At 39.7% G+C, this 14011-nt stretch carries 16 protein-coding genes; 10 read left to right on the top strand and 6 right to left on the bottom strand.

The window, feature by feature from the left end:
* Window positions 1-224: 224 nt before the first annotated feature.
* On the bottom strand, window positions 225-446 hold the full coding sequence (locus FTU80_RS00640) for a hypothetical protein (protein ID WP_180083674.1): 222 nt from the start codon (window positions 444-446) through the stop codon (window positions 225-227).
* 568 nt (window positions 447-1014) lie between these two features.
* Here FTU80_RS00640 and FTU80_RS00645 point away from each other — a divergent pair.
* The 4 genes from FTU80_RS00645 (at window position 1015) to FTU80_RS00660 (ending at window position 5452) form a co-directional block, all read left to right on the top strand.
* A complete protein-coding gene (locus tag FTU80_RS00645) occupies window positions 1015-2028 on the top strand; it encodes a GTP-binding protein (RefSeq protein WP_180083677.1) in 1014 nt (337 codons plus the stop codon).
* A gap of 65 nt (window positions 2029-2093) precedes the next feature.
* Window positions 2094-2624, top strand: a complete 531-nt coding sequence (locus FTU80_RS00650; protein ID WP_168379277.1) for a YaeQ family protein — start codon at window positions 2094-2096, stop codon at window positions 2622-2624.
* A gap of 505 nt (window positions 2625-3129) precedes the next feature.
* Entirely contained in the window at window positions 3130-3468 is a 339-nt protein-coding gene (locus tag FTU80_RS00655; RefSeq protein ID WP_078191421.1) for an FKBP-type peptidyl-prolyl cis-trans isomerase, read from the top strand.
* Between the two features lie 187 nt (window positions 3469-3655).
* Entirely contained in the window at window positions 3656-5452 is a 1797-nt protein-coding gene (locus FTU80_RS00660) for a diguanylate cyclase domain-containing protein (RefSeq protein ID WP_180083811.1), read from the top strand.
* A 143-nt stretch (window positions 5453-5595) separates the two neighbouring features.
* Here the strand turns inward: FTU80_RS00660 and FTU80_RS00665 are convergent, their stop codons facing one another.
* Window positions 5596-6042: a GNAT family N-acetyltransferase gene (locus FTU80_RS00665; RefSeq protein ID WP_180041948.1), complete on the bottom strand. Its 447-nt coding sequence runs from the start codon at window positions 6040-6042 to the stop codon at window positions 5596-5598.
* Between the two features lie 435 nt (window positions 6043-6477).
* Here FTU80_RS00665 and FTU80_RS00670 point away from each other — a divergent pair, with 435 nt between their 5' ends.
* Window positions 6478-6966, top strand: a complete 489-nt coding sequence (locus FTU80_RS00670) for a hypothetical protein (protein WP_180083679.1) — start codon at window positions 6478-6480, stop codon at window positions 6964-6966.
* Here FTU80_RS00670 and FTU80_RS00675 read toward each other — a convergent pair.
* Genes FTU80_RS00675 through FTU80_RS00685 form a run of 3 tightly spaced genes read right to left on the bottom strand, consistent with a single transcriptional unit; the run spans window position 6948 to window position 9292 of the window.
* Window positions 6948-7511 (bottom strand): TetR/AcrR family transcriptional regulator, encoded by a 564-nt coding sequence (locus FTU80_RS00675; RefSeq protein ID WP_180083682.1) that lies wholly within the window; start codon window positions 7509-7511, stop codon window positions 6948-6950. The genes FTU80_RS00670 and FTU80_RS00675 overlap by 19 nt on opposite strands.
* 50 nt (window positions 7512-7561) lie before the next feature.
* Window positions 7562-8452, bottom strand: coding sequence for an alpha/beta fold hydrolase (locus tag FTU80_RS00680; protein ID WP_180083685.1), 891 nt, complete (start codon window positions 8450-8452; stop codon window positions 7562-7564).
* Window positions 8453-8506: 54 nt separating this feature from the next.
* Complete coding sequence (locus FTU80_RS00685) at window positions 8507-9292, bottom strand: crotonase/enoyl-CoA hydratase family protein (RefSeq protein ID WP_180083688.1); 786 nt, start codon at window positions 9290-9292, stop codon at window positions 8507-8509.
* A 222-nt stretch (window positions 9293-9514) separates the two neighbouring features.
* Between FTU80_RS00685 and pnuC the strand changes: the two genes are divergently transcribed.
* The 4 genes from pnuC (at window position 9515) to FTU80_RS00705 (ending at window position 11721) form a co-directional block, all read left to right on the top strand.
* Window positions 9515-10105, top strand: a complete 591-nt coding sequence (gene pnuC / locus FTU80_RS00690; protein WP_180083691.1) for a nicotinamide riboside transporter PnuC — start codon at window positions 9515-9517, stop codon at window positions 10103-10105.
* Between the two features lie 263 nt (window positions 10106-10368).
* Window positions 10369-10668 (top strand): hypothetical protein, encoded by a 300-nt coding sequence (locus FTU80_RS00695; RefSeq protein WP_180083694.1) that lies wholly within the window; start codon window positions 10369-10371, stop codon window positions 10666-10668.
* A gap of 221 nt (window positions 10669-10889) precedes the next feature.
* The gene (locus FTU80_RS00700; RefSeq protein WP_180083697.1) at window positions 10890-11057 is read left to right on the top strand and encodes a hypothetical protein; all 168 of its coding nucleotides are present in this window, start codon (window positions 10890-10892) and stop codon (window positions 11055-11057) included.
* Between the two features lie 166 nt (window positions 11058-11223).
* On the top strand, window positions 11224-11721 hold the full coding sequence (locus FTU80_RS00705) for a DUF2505 family protein (protein ID WP_078192225.1): 498 nt from the start codon (window positions 11224-11226) through the stop codon (window positions 11719-11721).
* Between the two features lie 51 nt (window positions 11722-11772).
* On the opposite strand, the gene FTU80_RS00710 is transcribed toward FTU80_RS00705, so the two are convergent.
* Window positions 11773-13053 carry an MFS transporter gene (locus FTU80_RS00710; RefSeq protein ID WP_180083700.1) on the bottom strand — a complete coding sequence of 427 codons (1281 nt, stop codon included), beginning with the start codon at window positions 13051-13053 and terminating at the stop codon, window positions 11773-11775.
* A gap of 377 nt (window positions 13054-13430) precedes the next feature.
* Between FTU80_RS00710 and def the strand changes: the two genes are divergently transcribed.
* Window positions 13431-13913, top strand: a complete 483-nt coding sequence (def, locus tag FTU80_RS00715; RefSeq protein WP_180083703.1) for a peptide deformylase — start codon at window positions 13431-13433, stop codon at window positions 13911-13913.
* Window positions 13914-14011 lie beyond the last annotated feature (98 nt).

Genomic DNA, 14011 nt, shown 5'->3' on the forward strand with positions numbered 1-14011 from the left:
TTAAGTGGGTGATATATATTTATTTATATGAAAATCATCAATCATTTTGAATGATTTATCGATCATTAAAATCTATCAATCAGTGGCTTTGAGTATAAAAAAGCCGAACCATTTTTCAATGATCCGGCGACTTTAATTCATTTAGCACAACATTTTATTAGTGAGGGATAAATGTTGAGCAGCAGACTAAATGAATTTAGCGTGTGGAGTACGCTATTCGTCTATTATTGAGCAGGTTGAGCTGGTGCAGAACCTTCAGCATTTGCTTCTGAAGCAGGTTGAGCAGCAGTACCTTCAGCAGCAGTTGTTTCAGTCCCTGGCTGTTCTTGAGTGCTAACCACTACTTTTTCTTGTTCAGGTGCTTCTTGTTTATCTTTGCTTGCAGCAAAACTTGTTGCAGCTGCAGCAGCTAGAGTAGAAGCAAGTAAAATTTGAGTTAATTTCATTTTGAGCATCCTTATATATTTTAGTAAGTCCTGAAAAGATCATCACGTCCATCAGGAGAGAACTCATGCTAAATCGAGAAAACCGAGTGATCAATGCGAGCAACAAAGTGAAACAGACTGGTTAACTGGATGAATACATAACCGTCCATCCTGTGTTTTAAATGTAAAAAAATATCGGAATCTTCATTTAACTTTGCAAGAAAAAATGACCAAATCGACTTCATGATTCATTCATTGTTTACATGATGATTACATCGAAGTCGTAATTAAGCTGAATCCAGAATTTTCACTAAAATCCAAATGTAAGGATTCTTTTCGATATGGCTATTTTTTTAAATATAAGAGTTAACTTTGCCAATAAAATGTGACCAGATATGTCATGCATTCATGCAAATGGAATAAATAGGCTGTTTAACAGCCAGATCATCATTCAATGCCTCGGATACTAGGCTGATCTATGCTTTAGGAAAATGAAGACGGAGAAATGAAGACTAGGCTTGCAGCATTTTTTTGAAATCATTATGGTAAAGGCCATCAATCATTGGCTATTTATTTGAGTGACTCACTTTTGAAATTAGTTTCTACCCACGGTGCGATTCCGGTTCATATTATTTCTGGCTTTTTAGGTGCGGGTAAAACCACAGTTTTACAGCAGTTATTAAAGCAAAAGCCAGCGGGCGAAACTTGGGCCGTACTGATGAATGAGTTTGGGCAAATTGGGGTCGATCAACAGATGTTGCCGCAAGATCAGGGCTTTGCGGTGAAGGAATTATTGGGTGGATGTCTATGTTGTAGCAGCCAACTGCCGATGCAAATTGCGTTGTCACGGTTATTGTCAGAGGTGAAACCCGACCGACTGTTTATTGAGCCGACAGGTTTGGGGCATCCGGGACAACTTTTGGAGCAATTGACTGAGCCACATTGGCATCCGCATTTAGCCATGCGAGCATTGGTGACCGTGGTCGATGGCTCACGCTTACATAATCAAGATTGGACTTCGCAAAACCTGTATGCCGATCAACTCAAAGTGGCACAAATCGTTGTGGTGTCTCATGTCGATTGTATGAGTGATGCCGATCAAGCTGGTTTGGAACGACTCAAACAAGCATATTTACCGTATCAGCAGCAATGGATCAATGTTGTAAAAGGTGATTTAAAACTAACAAATATTGATCTTGCCTATATGGGAAGTCCTCGTAAAATTCAGCCTTTATTGGCGATGCAAAAGCAAATGTTGGTCGATGTACCCACAGAAATTAAACAGTTGCCTTATCATTATGTTGAATCCGCTCAGGGCTATAGTGTCGCAGGTTGGAAACTCCCAAAACGATGGATTTTCGACTTTTTTGAGCTGTTAGATTTACTCTGTGAGCAGCAAGATTGGCTACGGATCAAAGGTATTTTTCAGACAGACCAAGGGTGGAAAACCTTTAACTTTAATCCTGATCAGTTTAATTATCAGTCGAGCGAGGAAAGTATCGATAATCGTGTCGAAATTATTTACCAAACTGAACGTGAATGGCTCGAATTTGAAGATCGTTTAATGCAGTGTCGTATCGATGCCGATAAAGCGGAGAAATAAGTAAATCAACGCAGCAAAAGCTTGCTAAATCTTATATGCTAAGCGCCAAATTTGAGGACTTTCACATGGCGCTAAAAGCTACAATTTATAAAGCAGATTTGAACATTGCCAATATGGATGTACACCAATATGGTGATTATCAATTGACGATGGCTTTGCATCCTTCTGAAACGATTGAACGTTTGATGGTACGTGTCTTGGCATATGCACGCTATGCTGACGAAGCATTAGAATTTACCAAAGATCTTTTCGAAACAGATGAACCTGCGTTGTGGGAAAAAGATTTAACAGGTCAATTGGTGAAATGGATTGAAGTCGGTTGTCCTGACGAAGATAAAGTCAAAAAAGCCAGTGCTCGTTGTCCACAAGTTGCTGTGATTACCTATGGTTCTTCAGTAGACGAATGGTATAAACGCAACAGCAAACTGAAAACCCTGAAGAATGTTGAAATTTGGCAATTATCTGAAGCGAGTACAGCTGCCATTCAAGAGTTATGCGAACGAACCATGTCTTTACAATTAAACGTAATGGATGGCGAATGGACTTTGATTGGTGATAAAGCTCAAGCGGTGATTGAATGGACACAATTGCAATAAGCATTTGATGTGATTTAATTCATCACGATGGATGTGAGTTCAGGCTTGCATCCTTGTTGCTATAACTATTTTTCAGCTAATACAATTCTGTTAATTTAAAAGTTGATTTGAAACTCAGTCAATCTAAAACCAAAATAAAAATTTAATTCGGGAAAATTTCTAGCCCTCAATTTATGTAACGCCAATGGAAGAATCCTCTTTATTAGCTATGTAAATAGCGTTGTTTATAGCGCTTAAACTTCTTCATTCAATGAACGTTCAAACTTTTAGAGCGCTTTAAATTTTTTATTCGTTTCTTCCCATTGCATCTTAGTGATAATGGAATACTCCTAAATGTTTCAAGACATGTGAGCTTTACTAGTAAATGTTTATTTGCATACTGATCTAAATCATTGTGTTCTCAACTTTGAGTCGGTAAGTTCTAACGCATTCAAGGGCATCATGTTCAGACTGATTCTGTTTATAATAGTGCTTTATTTAGATTGCGGCATTTGAGGTTGAGAGCATGAGCACGGAATTAGAAATTATTGACTTAGTGGTAGGTGAAGGTAAAGAAGCGGTTAAAGGCGCTTTGATTACAACACACTATACAGGCTGGTTAGAAGACGGCACTAAATTTGATTCATCACTGGATCGTGGTAATTATTTTGAAACAGTGATTGGTACTGGCCGTGTGATTAAAGGTTGGGATCAAGGCATCATGGGGATGAAAGTCGGTGGTAAACGTAAGTTAATCGTGCCATCACATTTAGCTTATGGTGAACGTAAAATGGGTAATGTAATTCCTGCCAATTCAAATCTTATTTTTGAGATTGAATTGTATGATGTAAAAACTCGCGATTAATACAGCGACTGTTTTAGATCAGTGACATGGAAGTTATTGATCAATTTGATAAAATAGTAGTTGTTATTTTTGTCTTTTACCGTAGATTAGAATAATTGCTCGAGTATAAACGCAGGAATCAAAGCCGTTGTCTTTACAGTTGCCTTGCACCAGATTGTTCTGGGTTCTTACCTTTATTATTTTTACATTGGCATTCACTGTATCGACTGCTCAAGCACAGTATGAAACTGCTCCTAAATCGTTTTATTTAAAACATCAAAACGAAGTTAACCAAATCTACTTCACTGAAGACACCAGTAGCCTCTTACAAGGCAAATGGTTGTTTTATCCAAATCAATTTTTAACGTCTCCGAGTTCAGTTCTAGTCGGTCAAACGGTCTATCTGCCTGCTTCATTTAAAGACATCACAGGGGACAGTAAAGGTTTTGGGACATACACTGGGCATTTCCAAATTCCCAAACAATTTATTGGCCGACGTATCGCGGTATTGATTCCAAATCAGTACGGTGCATATCGGGTATTTTTAAATGGTGATGTGATCGTTCGTTTGGGAGAAGTTGGGCGTACTGAAGCAGAACAAAAAACGGAGAATGCACCGCGAATTGCCTATTTTGTGGCACAAGATGAATATTTCACTTTAACCATTCAGGCTTCAAGTTTTAACAGTATGCACGGCGGGTTTGAAAACCCCATGCGTATTGGTATCGCCAAGACAGTAAACCGCCAATTCCAACAACAAATGATGAGTATTGGGATGGTGTCTGGCGCCGTCTTGGGTGTGGGATTATTTACGATCCTATTTTCAGTCTTTCGAGGTTTACGCGGTCGCAATAGCCGAAGTAATTTGGTGTTTGGCTTATTTATTGTCTTTTTAGCACTCCATAATTTATTTTCAGCACCTTATGCCTATACAACTTTTACCGATATTAATTGGTTGTGGGGCACGCGATTAGAATACTTATTTACCTATTTGGCATCGATTTTCTTTTTAAGTTATATCCACTTGCTCAGTCGTCGCTATTTATTTACCTTAAATTATCAGATCGCGATGTTGCTGTTGTCGTTGAATATTTCAGTGACTTTTGTTTCGACGCCTGAAATTTTTCAACCTTTGGCAACTTACAGTTTTGCCTATGTGATCGTTGTTCTAAGTAATTTTGCTTATGGTTTTTACGTAACACTGAAAAAGAAAGAACCGTATTCAAAATTAAATTTAATCGCGGTTATTTTCCTATGCATTACTTTTTTAAACGACTTTTTGCTGATGATGAATTTGATTGATTCAGTCAATTTATCGTTCATTTCAACCAGTTTGTATGCCTTGTTGATCATGTTTCAGCAATCGCACCATTATGCACAGCAGTCGATGCATACCGAGCAGTTAAATAATAGTCTGCTTGAGCTAAACAGTTCACTCGATCAGAAAGTCAAAGAGCGCACCTTACAGCTCCATGAGCTGAATAAAAAATTAGAGCTACAAATTCGTATTGATGCTTTAACGGGGGCATTCAATCGTCGTGCTTTGAATGCAGAAATTCAACGTTTATATTCAGAAGTCCGTTTTCATAGTCATCGAACATTGGTCTTTGCCATGTTAGATGTCGATTATTTTAAAAATTATAATGACCACTATGGACATCTCAAAGGCGATGAGGTGTTACAGCAGATCGTGAAAACCATGCAAAATACCCTGCCAAGTTCAGCCTATGTGGCTCGCTATGGGGGAGAAGAGTTTGCCATATTGATGCATGATGTTCCGTATGCGATTGCCCAAGAACAATTGCAATTGGTACTCGAAGCCATGCGTAATGAACAACTTGAACATGTTAATCGGGGGGATGACAAAAATTACGTCACACTGAGTTTGGGCATGGCATGGATGGATAAGCAAAATGACTTCGACAGTATCGAAGCCTTAATGAAACATGCAGACCATTATTTATATATGGCTAAACAGGCAGGACGCGATCAACTTAAGCCTTGATACTCCGTTGTAAACGGTGAAAACTTTGCGGTGCTATCGCTAGTATCCTTTGCCAATACTTATTTAGATTGATCTCTTTTTAAATTCACCTATCATATTCATCCTATTTGAAAATCTATCTTTTTATGAGGTTTGCCTCTCTACTAACAGAGCTGTTTGACCAATTTGAGCGGAACATCGGCAGGCTCAAAATCCTGATGTGTGACAAAGCCATATTTTTGGTAAAAGGCGAGTGCCGTATGAGTACTTTCTAGACTGATCTCGGTAATATTCTTTTTCCTGACACAGTGTATCATGTTTAACAATAACGCCTTACCAATGCCTTGGTACTGACGTTCTGGGCAGATATAGTTCAGTAAAATTTGTCCTTGATCACTGACTAAAATAAAGCCGACCACTCGATTATCACTGACGTAGACCCAACTGTCGTTGTAAAGCATCCACATTAGAATATTTGATTGATTTGCCTCCTCAAGCCAAGTTTGAATCACACTTTCATTACGTTGATGGTCCTGGATACATGAACGAATGCTGTTGTGAATCACGTGAATAATTTCGGGTATATCCTGAATTTGTGCTTCGCGTATCATAATTTTTTCTTTTTATAGAAAACTCCAACAGCCTGCCATTTCAGAAGATATCGCCTTGTGCTTAAAGAGGCTTCTTGTTGCGTTTTATGTTTTTTTGCAGCCATTGCGCCGTTGGGTTGGGTTTTTATTTCAAAATTGTTGCAAAATTTACAAATGTATATTTATAAATTAATCGTTAAATACGGATAAATAACGACATAAATGCATCTAACTATACTGTTTTTAAAGTAATAATAGATTTTTTAGAAATGTATACATACTCAATGATTTCAGCAGGTGTAATAGTTTGAAATAAATTAGCAAAGAAAATAGGCAAGATTTCAGCTTTAAAATAATTTTGTATGAATTTTAAACGTTATTGTGCGTTATATTAGTCCATAAAAATATTCGATGATTCAAGATGTGCATGCTCGTCATCGGCAGTAGGTTGTTATTATGGTTAATTTTCTCATTGTGATATGTATTCTGATCGCGTTGTCTGCAGCGGGCATTGTGGTCAAAAAAATCCTAAAAACAGAAAAATATCGTCAAAAATATACGCGCTACCAAGCACCAGAAAAATCGAACAGTATCTCTTTAGCATCGAATGATTATGCTATACGCCAAGTCGATCAGGTCATTGAAGTTGATGAATATGAACAGCAACTTTTTGATGATATTGCGGAAATTTTCTTTCAACAACAATACAAATTAGATTCGCTACAGGCAGCCGAGCAGTTACAAGAAGTCTTTTTACGTCGCATGCCAGTGAATTGTAAAACTCAAATTCGCCAATTAGATCTGAATGAATGGTCGATTTATTGGAGTTTTTACAATCAATCGCTCGAGTATTATTTAGGCCGATACGGTGAGTTTTATACACATGTCGACCGTTTTGGCGAAGAACATAAAATTGAATATCGCTATCAAGACTCCGCAAGTTGAAGCAAAATGCGATCTTGGACTAAATCGAGATAACTCAAATCATCGGTTATTCGGGCCATTAAAATTGCGCCTTCATAATCTGCCAAGCTGATTTTGGCAAGTTGCGTGGCGTGTTCGATGGTCATGCATCGCTGAAAAAACACTTCAAAGGCGAGTTGCCACTCGTGAAAGATGGATTGTAATTTTGCAAAAATCTCGGTAGGCAAATGTTGACGTTCCATACTTAATATCCCGACTAAACAACCTAATCCACCTTGGCTAAAAAACTGGATGGCCAGTTGATGGATGTGCGGGTAAGTCTGTTGAGGTGATGCAGTGGATTGCTGTAATTGCTGAAAAATACTGTGCTTTAACTTCACGTGTGTCAGGTTTAAAATTTCCATCAGCAAAGCGTCTTTATTCGGATAGTCATAATAAAACGCAGCTTTTGAGAGTCCACAGGCTTCAGCCAATTTCCCCATGCTACAGCCCATATAACCATAGCGTTTAAAGGCGTGTGCTGACTGTAGTAATAGATGTTCAGAGGTGTTTTTCCGTGGACGCATGTATCTCTCTATCCGAATAAATCAATGTGCTATGTATGAAGTAAATTGGTCTAGGCGACTAATAGCTCGTTAAACCTTCCAATCACTTCCTGCCATAAGAGTTCAGCACCTTTGCGGAAATATCCCATATGACCAATCTGTTTTAGACCATAATCTTGCGCTTCAATATTGATATAGTGCATTGATGCTTGCGCATAATGCTGCATAAAAGCATGTCGTGAATTGGGTAATGCCCAGTCATCATCGAGCGCAGCGACCGCATAAATCGGCGTTTGAACTGCAGCATATTGTTGAGATAACTCACTCAGCTCAGGGTCGGCAAAGAAATAGGTTGGGTTTTTACACCAACGGCGCCACTGTTTATAGACATCGACAGGAAGGTCAGCGCCCATATTGAGTTTGCTCCAAGGCAAATACCCTTTGACAGCAACCATCGGTGGAAAAACGATATTCCACATCACGTGCACTTTCATTTTTTCCTTAAATGGCATATAGCCATGCCAACCTGCGCCAGTGCCAAAACAATACATGGCACGTATCTGATCATGATTTGAGGTGAGGCCTAGTGCTTGACCGCCATAGGAGTGTCCCACTAGAAAAGTTTCCTGACCGTGTTGTTGCATATAAGCTATGGCACCAGAAAGGTCATAACGTCCCCAGTCGAGGTAGGACATTTTAAAGCCTTTGAGTTTTGGAGGAGCAGAACGTCCAATACCACGATAATCAAAAGTTAATACTTGATAACCGAGTCCTGCGGCATACTCGGCAAAACGACGGTAAAATTGTTGAGGTACACCTGTCGCACTTGAAATAATAATATTGGCCTTAGCGGCAGTATTAGGCCGATATTCAACGCCTGAAAGCGTATAACCATCGGTTGCAGGGAAACTCACGGGTGTACTATGTATTTCTTGCGCTGCTGATTCTAAATCCGTTGACATAATTTTTCTCTTGATAGGCAGGACGTAAAGGGTTTACTCAGTTTAAATAAAGGGTTATTTGCCCTGAAAATTGGCTGCGCGACGTTGTAGCATGGCCATCACACCTTCTTGTACATCTTGTGTTTTTAGTAGTGGTTGTAAATGCTGATCTAATTGAGCAAAGGCAGCATCGGCTCCCAAATGCACCCCTTGCTGTGCTGCAGCGAGTGTTGCCTGAACCGCTAGTGGTGCGGCCTGCGCAATTTGTTCCGCAAGTTCAATGGCACGAGATAAGGGTGCTTGGTCAGTGATTTCAGTCACCAAGTTCATGTCATATGCCGTTTGCGCATTGAAACGTTCACCCGTGAGTAAGTAACGCATGGCTTTATTCCAACCCGCTGCTTGCACAAAGCGAACTGTTGCACCACCAAAAGGAAGAATGCCACGTTGCACTTCCATTTGAGCAAACTCGGTCTGACGCTGTGCGATCACGACATCGGCATTCAGCATGAGTTCAATACCCGCTGTAAAACAGAACCCTTGTACCGCGACCACAACTGGTTTTTTTCGTTGTCGTGAGTTGGTTCCCCACGGATTAATTTGCTGATCAGGAAAATTAAACAGCCCGCTGCCAAGTTTGGGTTGTAGTTCGACCAGATCTAGACCCGCAGTAAAATGATCGCCATGAGCAAAAATCACCGCACAGCGTAAATTTGGATCATCTTCATATTCAGTGAGCGCCAGTGAAAGGTCATGAATTAAATGACTGTCAAACGCATTTCGTTTATCTGCACGGTCCAAACCGATCAAATAAAGATGACCACGGATTTCTCGACTTACACGACCTTGTTGTTCTGACATTTGGATGATTCCTTCTGATTATTCTTTATGCATAGCTAAGTTTTTAAACGATTGTTAGAAAACTGTCAAAACTGATGCGTTCAAAACATCAAAATCATCGTCTGGTGGATGAGTGGTTTGATTTAAAATTTACAGAGTTGATATGAAATAGTGTGGGATATAGCTTGCCTTTGGGCTGATTTTTTCCATAATAGCTGCAGCTTTTTTAAGGCCCAATCAACCATGTCGAACTTAGAAATATTTGCAGTTATTATTAGCTTAATCGGGGTGAGTTTAACCATTAAGCGAAATATGTGGTGTTGGTGGTTTAACTTTGCAGCTTTTTTGCTGTATGCCTACCTGTTTTATACCTACAAACTTTATGGCGAAACCATTTTGCAGTTTTTCTTTGTGGTGGTGAACTTCTACGGTTTTTATCACTGGTTGAAGGGCAAACAACAAGATCATGACATCCGTATTGAACCGATTGCGACCAAAATTGTGATCTTTCAAATGCTCTTAGCTGCGGTGGGCGGTTTGATTTTTGGTTTAAGCCTGCACTATTTTACCGATGCAGCCGTACCAATTTTGGATGCACAATTGGCCGCGTTTAGCTTACTCGCAACGTATTGGACCAGCCGGAAACATATTGCTACTTGGGTGCTTTGGGTATTTGTCGATATTATCTATGTGGGTATGTTTATATACAAAGACCTGTATCTCACTGCGGCGTTGTATGCAGGTTTTGTGGGCTTGGCGGCATTTGGTTGGTGGCAATGGACACAAGTCAAAAATAAACAGCAGCAACAGGCGATGAAAGCTTTATCCATTTAGCCCACAGATGTTTTTTTCATTCCCAATTTGACAATTTATAAAAATATATTTACTTTGTAACCATAAAGGGCATTTCATAATCGGGCTTCACCCCGATGAGAAGTGCCTTTTTTATGCCTTAAGAAATGTGGCTGTGTGCATTTGAGTCTAAGACATGTCATAAAATCCTCTGTGAATTTATAAGCAAAATTGGGTGTCTGCGAAGCTTGATTTTAATAGCCGATGATCCGATCCCGATGAATAAGTAAAGAGCGTGCAGAGTCATGATTATCGACTTTCAACTTGAGCAGCAACTGCGTTTTGACCGACAAGCTACGGTTCTACTGCAGCAAAAGGCGAGCTTTTTTCAGTTTGAGCAAATAGCAGATGTGTATAACGCTGAATGGCTCAAGGCATTTCCACAAGGGACGCAATGTAGCATCAGCGGTTTGGATGATGGTGCAGATGAATACGGCATCCAAATCAGTTATAAACACCAAAGTTTCTTGATCGATTATTCACAACCGATCAAATTGGTACACCGTGATCGAGATGGTGTGGTGCATAGCATGCGGTTAAAATAACTAAAATTTTTAAAATCAGCTCTATAAAGATTCGTTTTATAAAGATAAAAATAAGCGCAGGAAGAAATGAAAAGATATGGAATGTTATAAAAAAATGACGCAACTTGATCCCAAAAGATTCAACATTTAAAATTTTTAATCAGCTATGTTTCAAACTTTTTCATGATTATGGCTCGCACTGCACGTCTTTTGAACCAAGCGCTTTGATACATGCAAAACCAATGCAACAGCTTCCTGAACAAGCCAGCTTTGATATTTTTAGCCTCGACTTTGGTCATTGGTACGCAAAGTTGTCCTATGCAGGAATGTATTTAAAAATTGATGCGGGCTGGGAATTTCAGCTCGAGTTTAAAGATCAGCATGGGCAAATCTATCAAAAAGTCCTTTAAGCCAGAGTCCCTATGAATTTCAGTATGGCAATTCTGTTTTTCTAGCTTGGTTTCAGGTCAATGACAGCCACAGCGCTTTCCGATTTAATCCAAAGCACAGTTTTAGCAACTGTAGACTGGGCGAAATAAAACAATAAAACCAATATTGACCTGAAGGATTACGAGAATGGCACATCAATTTACCGTCAATGCCACAATTCATGGCGTTTCACTTGAAGATTTTAAACGACTAGCCGCAGATATCAGCTTGCATGAAGCGGTGTGCAAACGCATACCGGGTGAAAATCTAGAAATTTTAGAATCAAAAAAAACAGGTGATATGTATACCTTAAAACGTGCGTATAACCTTGATGTAAATATTCCAGATATTGCCAAGAAGTTTTTAAAAGATGCGTTTCGTCTGAAACGTACGGATATTAGTAATTTGGCGGCATTAACCTCTGACGTCAAACTAGATCCGAACCTACCGCTCGAAGCCAGTTGTAAACGAAGTGTCAGTGGTGATGCAACACAAGTGAGTTTCAATTTGGACTGGACGGTGAAAGTCAAAGTTCCACTGATTGGTGGATTACTTGAAAAACATGCAGAAGGTGAAATTCGTCGTTTTAGTCAGCTTGAGATTGAAATTGTAGAAGATGAATTACGTAAAAATTTAAAAGCCTGAATTGATTTGAAAGCAAGTTAAAAAAAGCGGTCATTGACCGCTTTTTTATTTTTAGTGCGAAGTTTTTTCAAAACGTTGACGATAGAGCATCGCAGTAAAGAAGGTCACCAAACAGACGCTCCATATATAATACATGGCGCCAATGTTGCTGTATAAACTCAACCATTGAACCAATGGCAAGGTGATACCACCCGCGATGGCATAGGCCAAATTGTATGAAAATGAAATGCCCGAGAAACGAATCTGTGCAGGGAACATTTTCACCATACTATAAGACACCATACCAACCGTGCCTGATGCCAAACCGAGCAGCATATAGAGCGCAAACACGGTCGATGCTGCCACATGGCCCAAGCTGTTATAGAACACGCCCGCAATTATCGCAACAAGGAGGGAACCGAATAGCATCACTTTACCCGCACCGAAGCGATCTGCCAAAAGACCTGCCAAGATACAACCGACCATTTGCATCACAATAGCGGCACTTTGCATTTTAAAGGCATCTGCACGTTCAAAACCAAAGGTGCTCGTGAGTAGATTTGGCATCGCTAAAATCAATACAACAACGCAGCCAGTTAAGAACCATGTAAACAGCATACCAATCACAACGCCTGTTTTGTGCTGTTGCAGCACTTGTTTCACAGGAAGCTCTTTAGCCAATTGTTTCTTTTCTTGCATGGCTTTAAATACAGGCGTTTCTTTTAAATAACTGCGGAGATAGAGCGCAACAAAACCAAAGATTCCGCCTAGAATGAATGGAATCCGCCATGCCCAGTCATGGATTTCTGACTCTGTAAATTGTAATGAAATAAACAAAGACATCAGTGCGCCCAATAGGATACCTAAAGATAAGCCAGCAGTGAGTAAGCCATTGGCGATCCCAATTTTTTGCTCAGGCACATGCTCTGAAACAAAAGTCCATGCCGCTGGGATTTCACCACCAATCGCGATGCCTTGAATCACACGCATCAGTAGGAGCAAAAGTGGTGCTGCATAGCCAATACTTTCAAAAGTCGGCATCACACCGATCATCAGTGTAGGCAGAGCCATGAGTAAAATAGACAAACTAAATAAACGCTTACGACCAATCAAATCGCCAAAATGCGCCATCACCACACCACCCAATGGGCGGAAAAAATATCCTGCGGCAAAAATACCGTAGGTATTTAGCATCGCCCAAAATGGACTGAGTCCAGTGGGGAAAAACAGTTCCGAAATAATTTTGGCGTAAAATACATAAATAACGAAGTCATAAAACTCGAGAGCTCCACCGAGTGATGACAGTCCGAGGGTACGTTTATCTTGACGAGTCAGGCGTGGCTGAGCTTCCATGCAAATATTTTCCAGCAGCAAATAGCATTTGAGGATTTTAGTGATTCAAATTTTTATTGAATAATCAAACTTTGTTGCATTATTAAAAACTTATAGTTATGAAAATATCATTAATTAAGAATAAAATAATATAGATAAAGTCGCATTAACTTAAAGAATGATTGCTAATAGATAATGGCGTACCTTGATGTATAAATGATAAATATCAATGGTATAGGGTAGTATGATCTACTATTTTACTTTGTGCTCTATATAAACCACAAAAGATTCAAAGCCATAGCATGCTGTTGTTTTATACTCAGAACCGATAATAATGCATATTGCATGATTGTTTTTTTTACGTAATTTAAGCCCGCTAGACTTAAAAGGATAAAAACATGAGTTATGTTGCTGCTGTTGCACAGCGTGGTGAGGCAATTTTGACGCTCACTGCCGCAGAGGTACAAGCATCTGAAATAGGTTCTGCATGGTTAACTGCACTAAGTGAAACACTGCATGCCACTATGCTTGAGCGTCAAGGCGTAGGCATTGCCGCGCCGAAAATTTATGTTTCAAAGCGGGTGATTATCGTGGCTTCACGTGCAAATTTACGCTATCCCGATGCGCCTGAAATGGAGGCGATCGTGATGGTCAATCCAGTGATTACATCTCGATCTACGACCACGGTTTTGGGTGAAGAAGGCTGCTTAAGTGTGCCGAATGCACGAGGACAAGTCCCGAGAGCCGAGCAAATTCACGTGCGATATTTGACCCTTCAAGGTGAAGTCAAAGAGAAAACCCTGAATGGCTTTCCTGCACGGATCGTACAACATGAGGTCGATCATCTGAACGGGATCTTATTCACCGAGCGTTTAGAATAATAAACTGTACTATTTCAAAAAGATAAAAGTGACCAATTGAGCTAAAAAAAATAGCGGAAAAGTAATTTGAATAGTGGTGTAAGTGAAGTTTAAAGGCT

Origin of the sequence: Acinetobacter sp. YH12145 (assembly GCF_013418335.1) — a bacterium.
Taxonomy (GTDB): domain Bacteria; phylum Pseudomonadota; class Gammaproteobacteria; order Pseudomonadales; family Moraxellaceae; genus Acinetobacter; species Acinetobacter amyesii.

Excerpts from the sequence above, each read along its gene's own strand:
- FTU80_RS00650 (WP_168379277.1), top strand. The coding sequence starts at position 2,094 with ATGGCGCTAAAAGCTACAATTTATAAAGCAGATTTGAACATTGCCAAT.
- FTU80_RS00705 (WP_078192225.1), top strand. The coding sequence starts at position 11,224 with ATGGCACATCAATTTACCGTCAATGCCACAATTCATGGCGTTTCACTT.
- FTU80_RS00685 (WP_180083688.1), bottom strand. The coding sequence starts at position 9,292 with ATGTCAGAACAACAAGGTCGTGTAAGTCGAGAAATCCGTGGTCATCTT.
- FTU80_RS00700 (WP_180083697.1), top strand. The coding sequence starts at position 10,890 with ATGCAACAGCTTCCTGAACAAGCCAGCTTTGATATTTTTAGCCTCGAC.
- def (WP_180083703.1), top strand. The coding sequence starts at position 13,431 with ATGAGTTATGTTGCTGCTGTTGCACAGCGTGGTGAGGCAATTTTGACG.
- pnuC (WP_180083691.1), top strand. The coding sequence starts at position 9,515 with ATGTCGAACTTAGAAATATTTGCAGTTATTATTAGCTTAATCGGGGTG.
- FTU80_RS00670 (WP_180083679.1), top strand. The coding sequence starts at position 6,478 with ATGGTTAATTTTCTCATTGTGATATGTATTCTGATCGCGTTGTCTGCA.
- FTU80_RS00680 (WP_180083685.1), bottom strand. The coding sequence starts at position 8,452 with ATGTCAACGGATTTAGAATCAGCAGCGCAAGAAATACATAGTACACCC.
- FTU80_RS00710 (WP_180083700.1), bottom strand. The coding sequence starts at position 13,053 with ATGGAAGCTCAGCCACGCCTGACTCGTCAAGATAAACGTACCCTCGGA.
- FTU80_RS00665 (WP_180041948.1), bottom strand. The coding sequence starts at position 6,042 with ATGATACGCGAAGCACAAATTCAGGATATACCCGAAATTATTCACGTG.
- FTU80_RS00655 (WP_078191421.1), top strand. The coding sequence starts at position 3,130 with ATGAGCACGGAATTAGAAATTATTGACTTAGTGGTAGGTGAAGGTAAA.
- FTU80_RS00675 (WP_180083682.1), bottom strand. The coding sequence starts at position 7,511 with ATGCGTCCACGGAAAAACACCTCTGAACATCTATTACTACAGTCAGCA.
- FTU80_RS00640 (WP_180083674.1), bottom strand. The coding sequence starts at position 446 with ATGAAATTAACTCAAATTTTACTTGCTTCTACTCTAGCTGCTGCAGCT.
- FTU80_RS00695 (WP_180083694.1), top strand. The coding sequence starts at position 10,369 with ATGATTATCGACTTTCAACTTGAGCAGCAACTGCGTTTTGACCGACAA.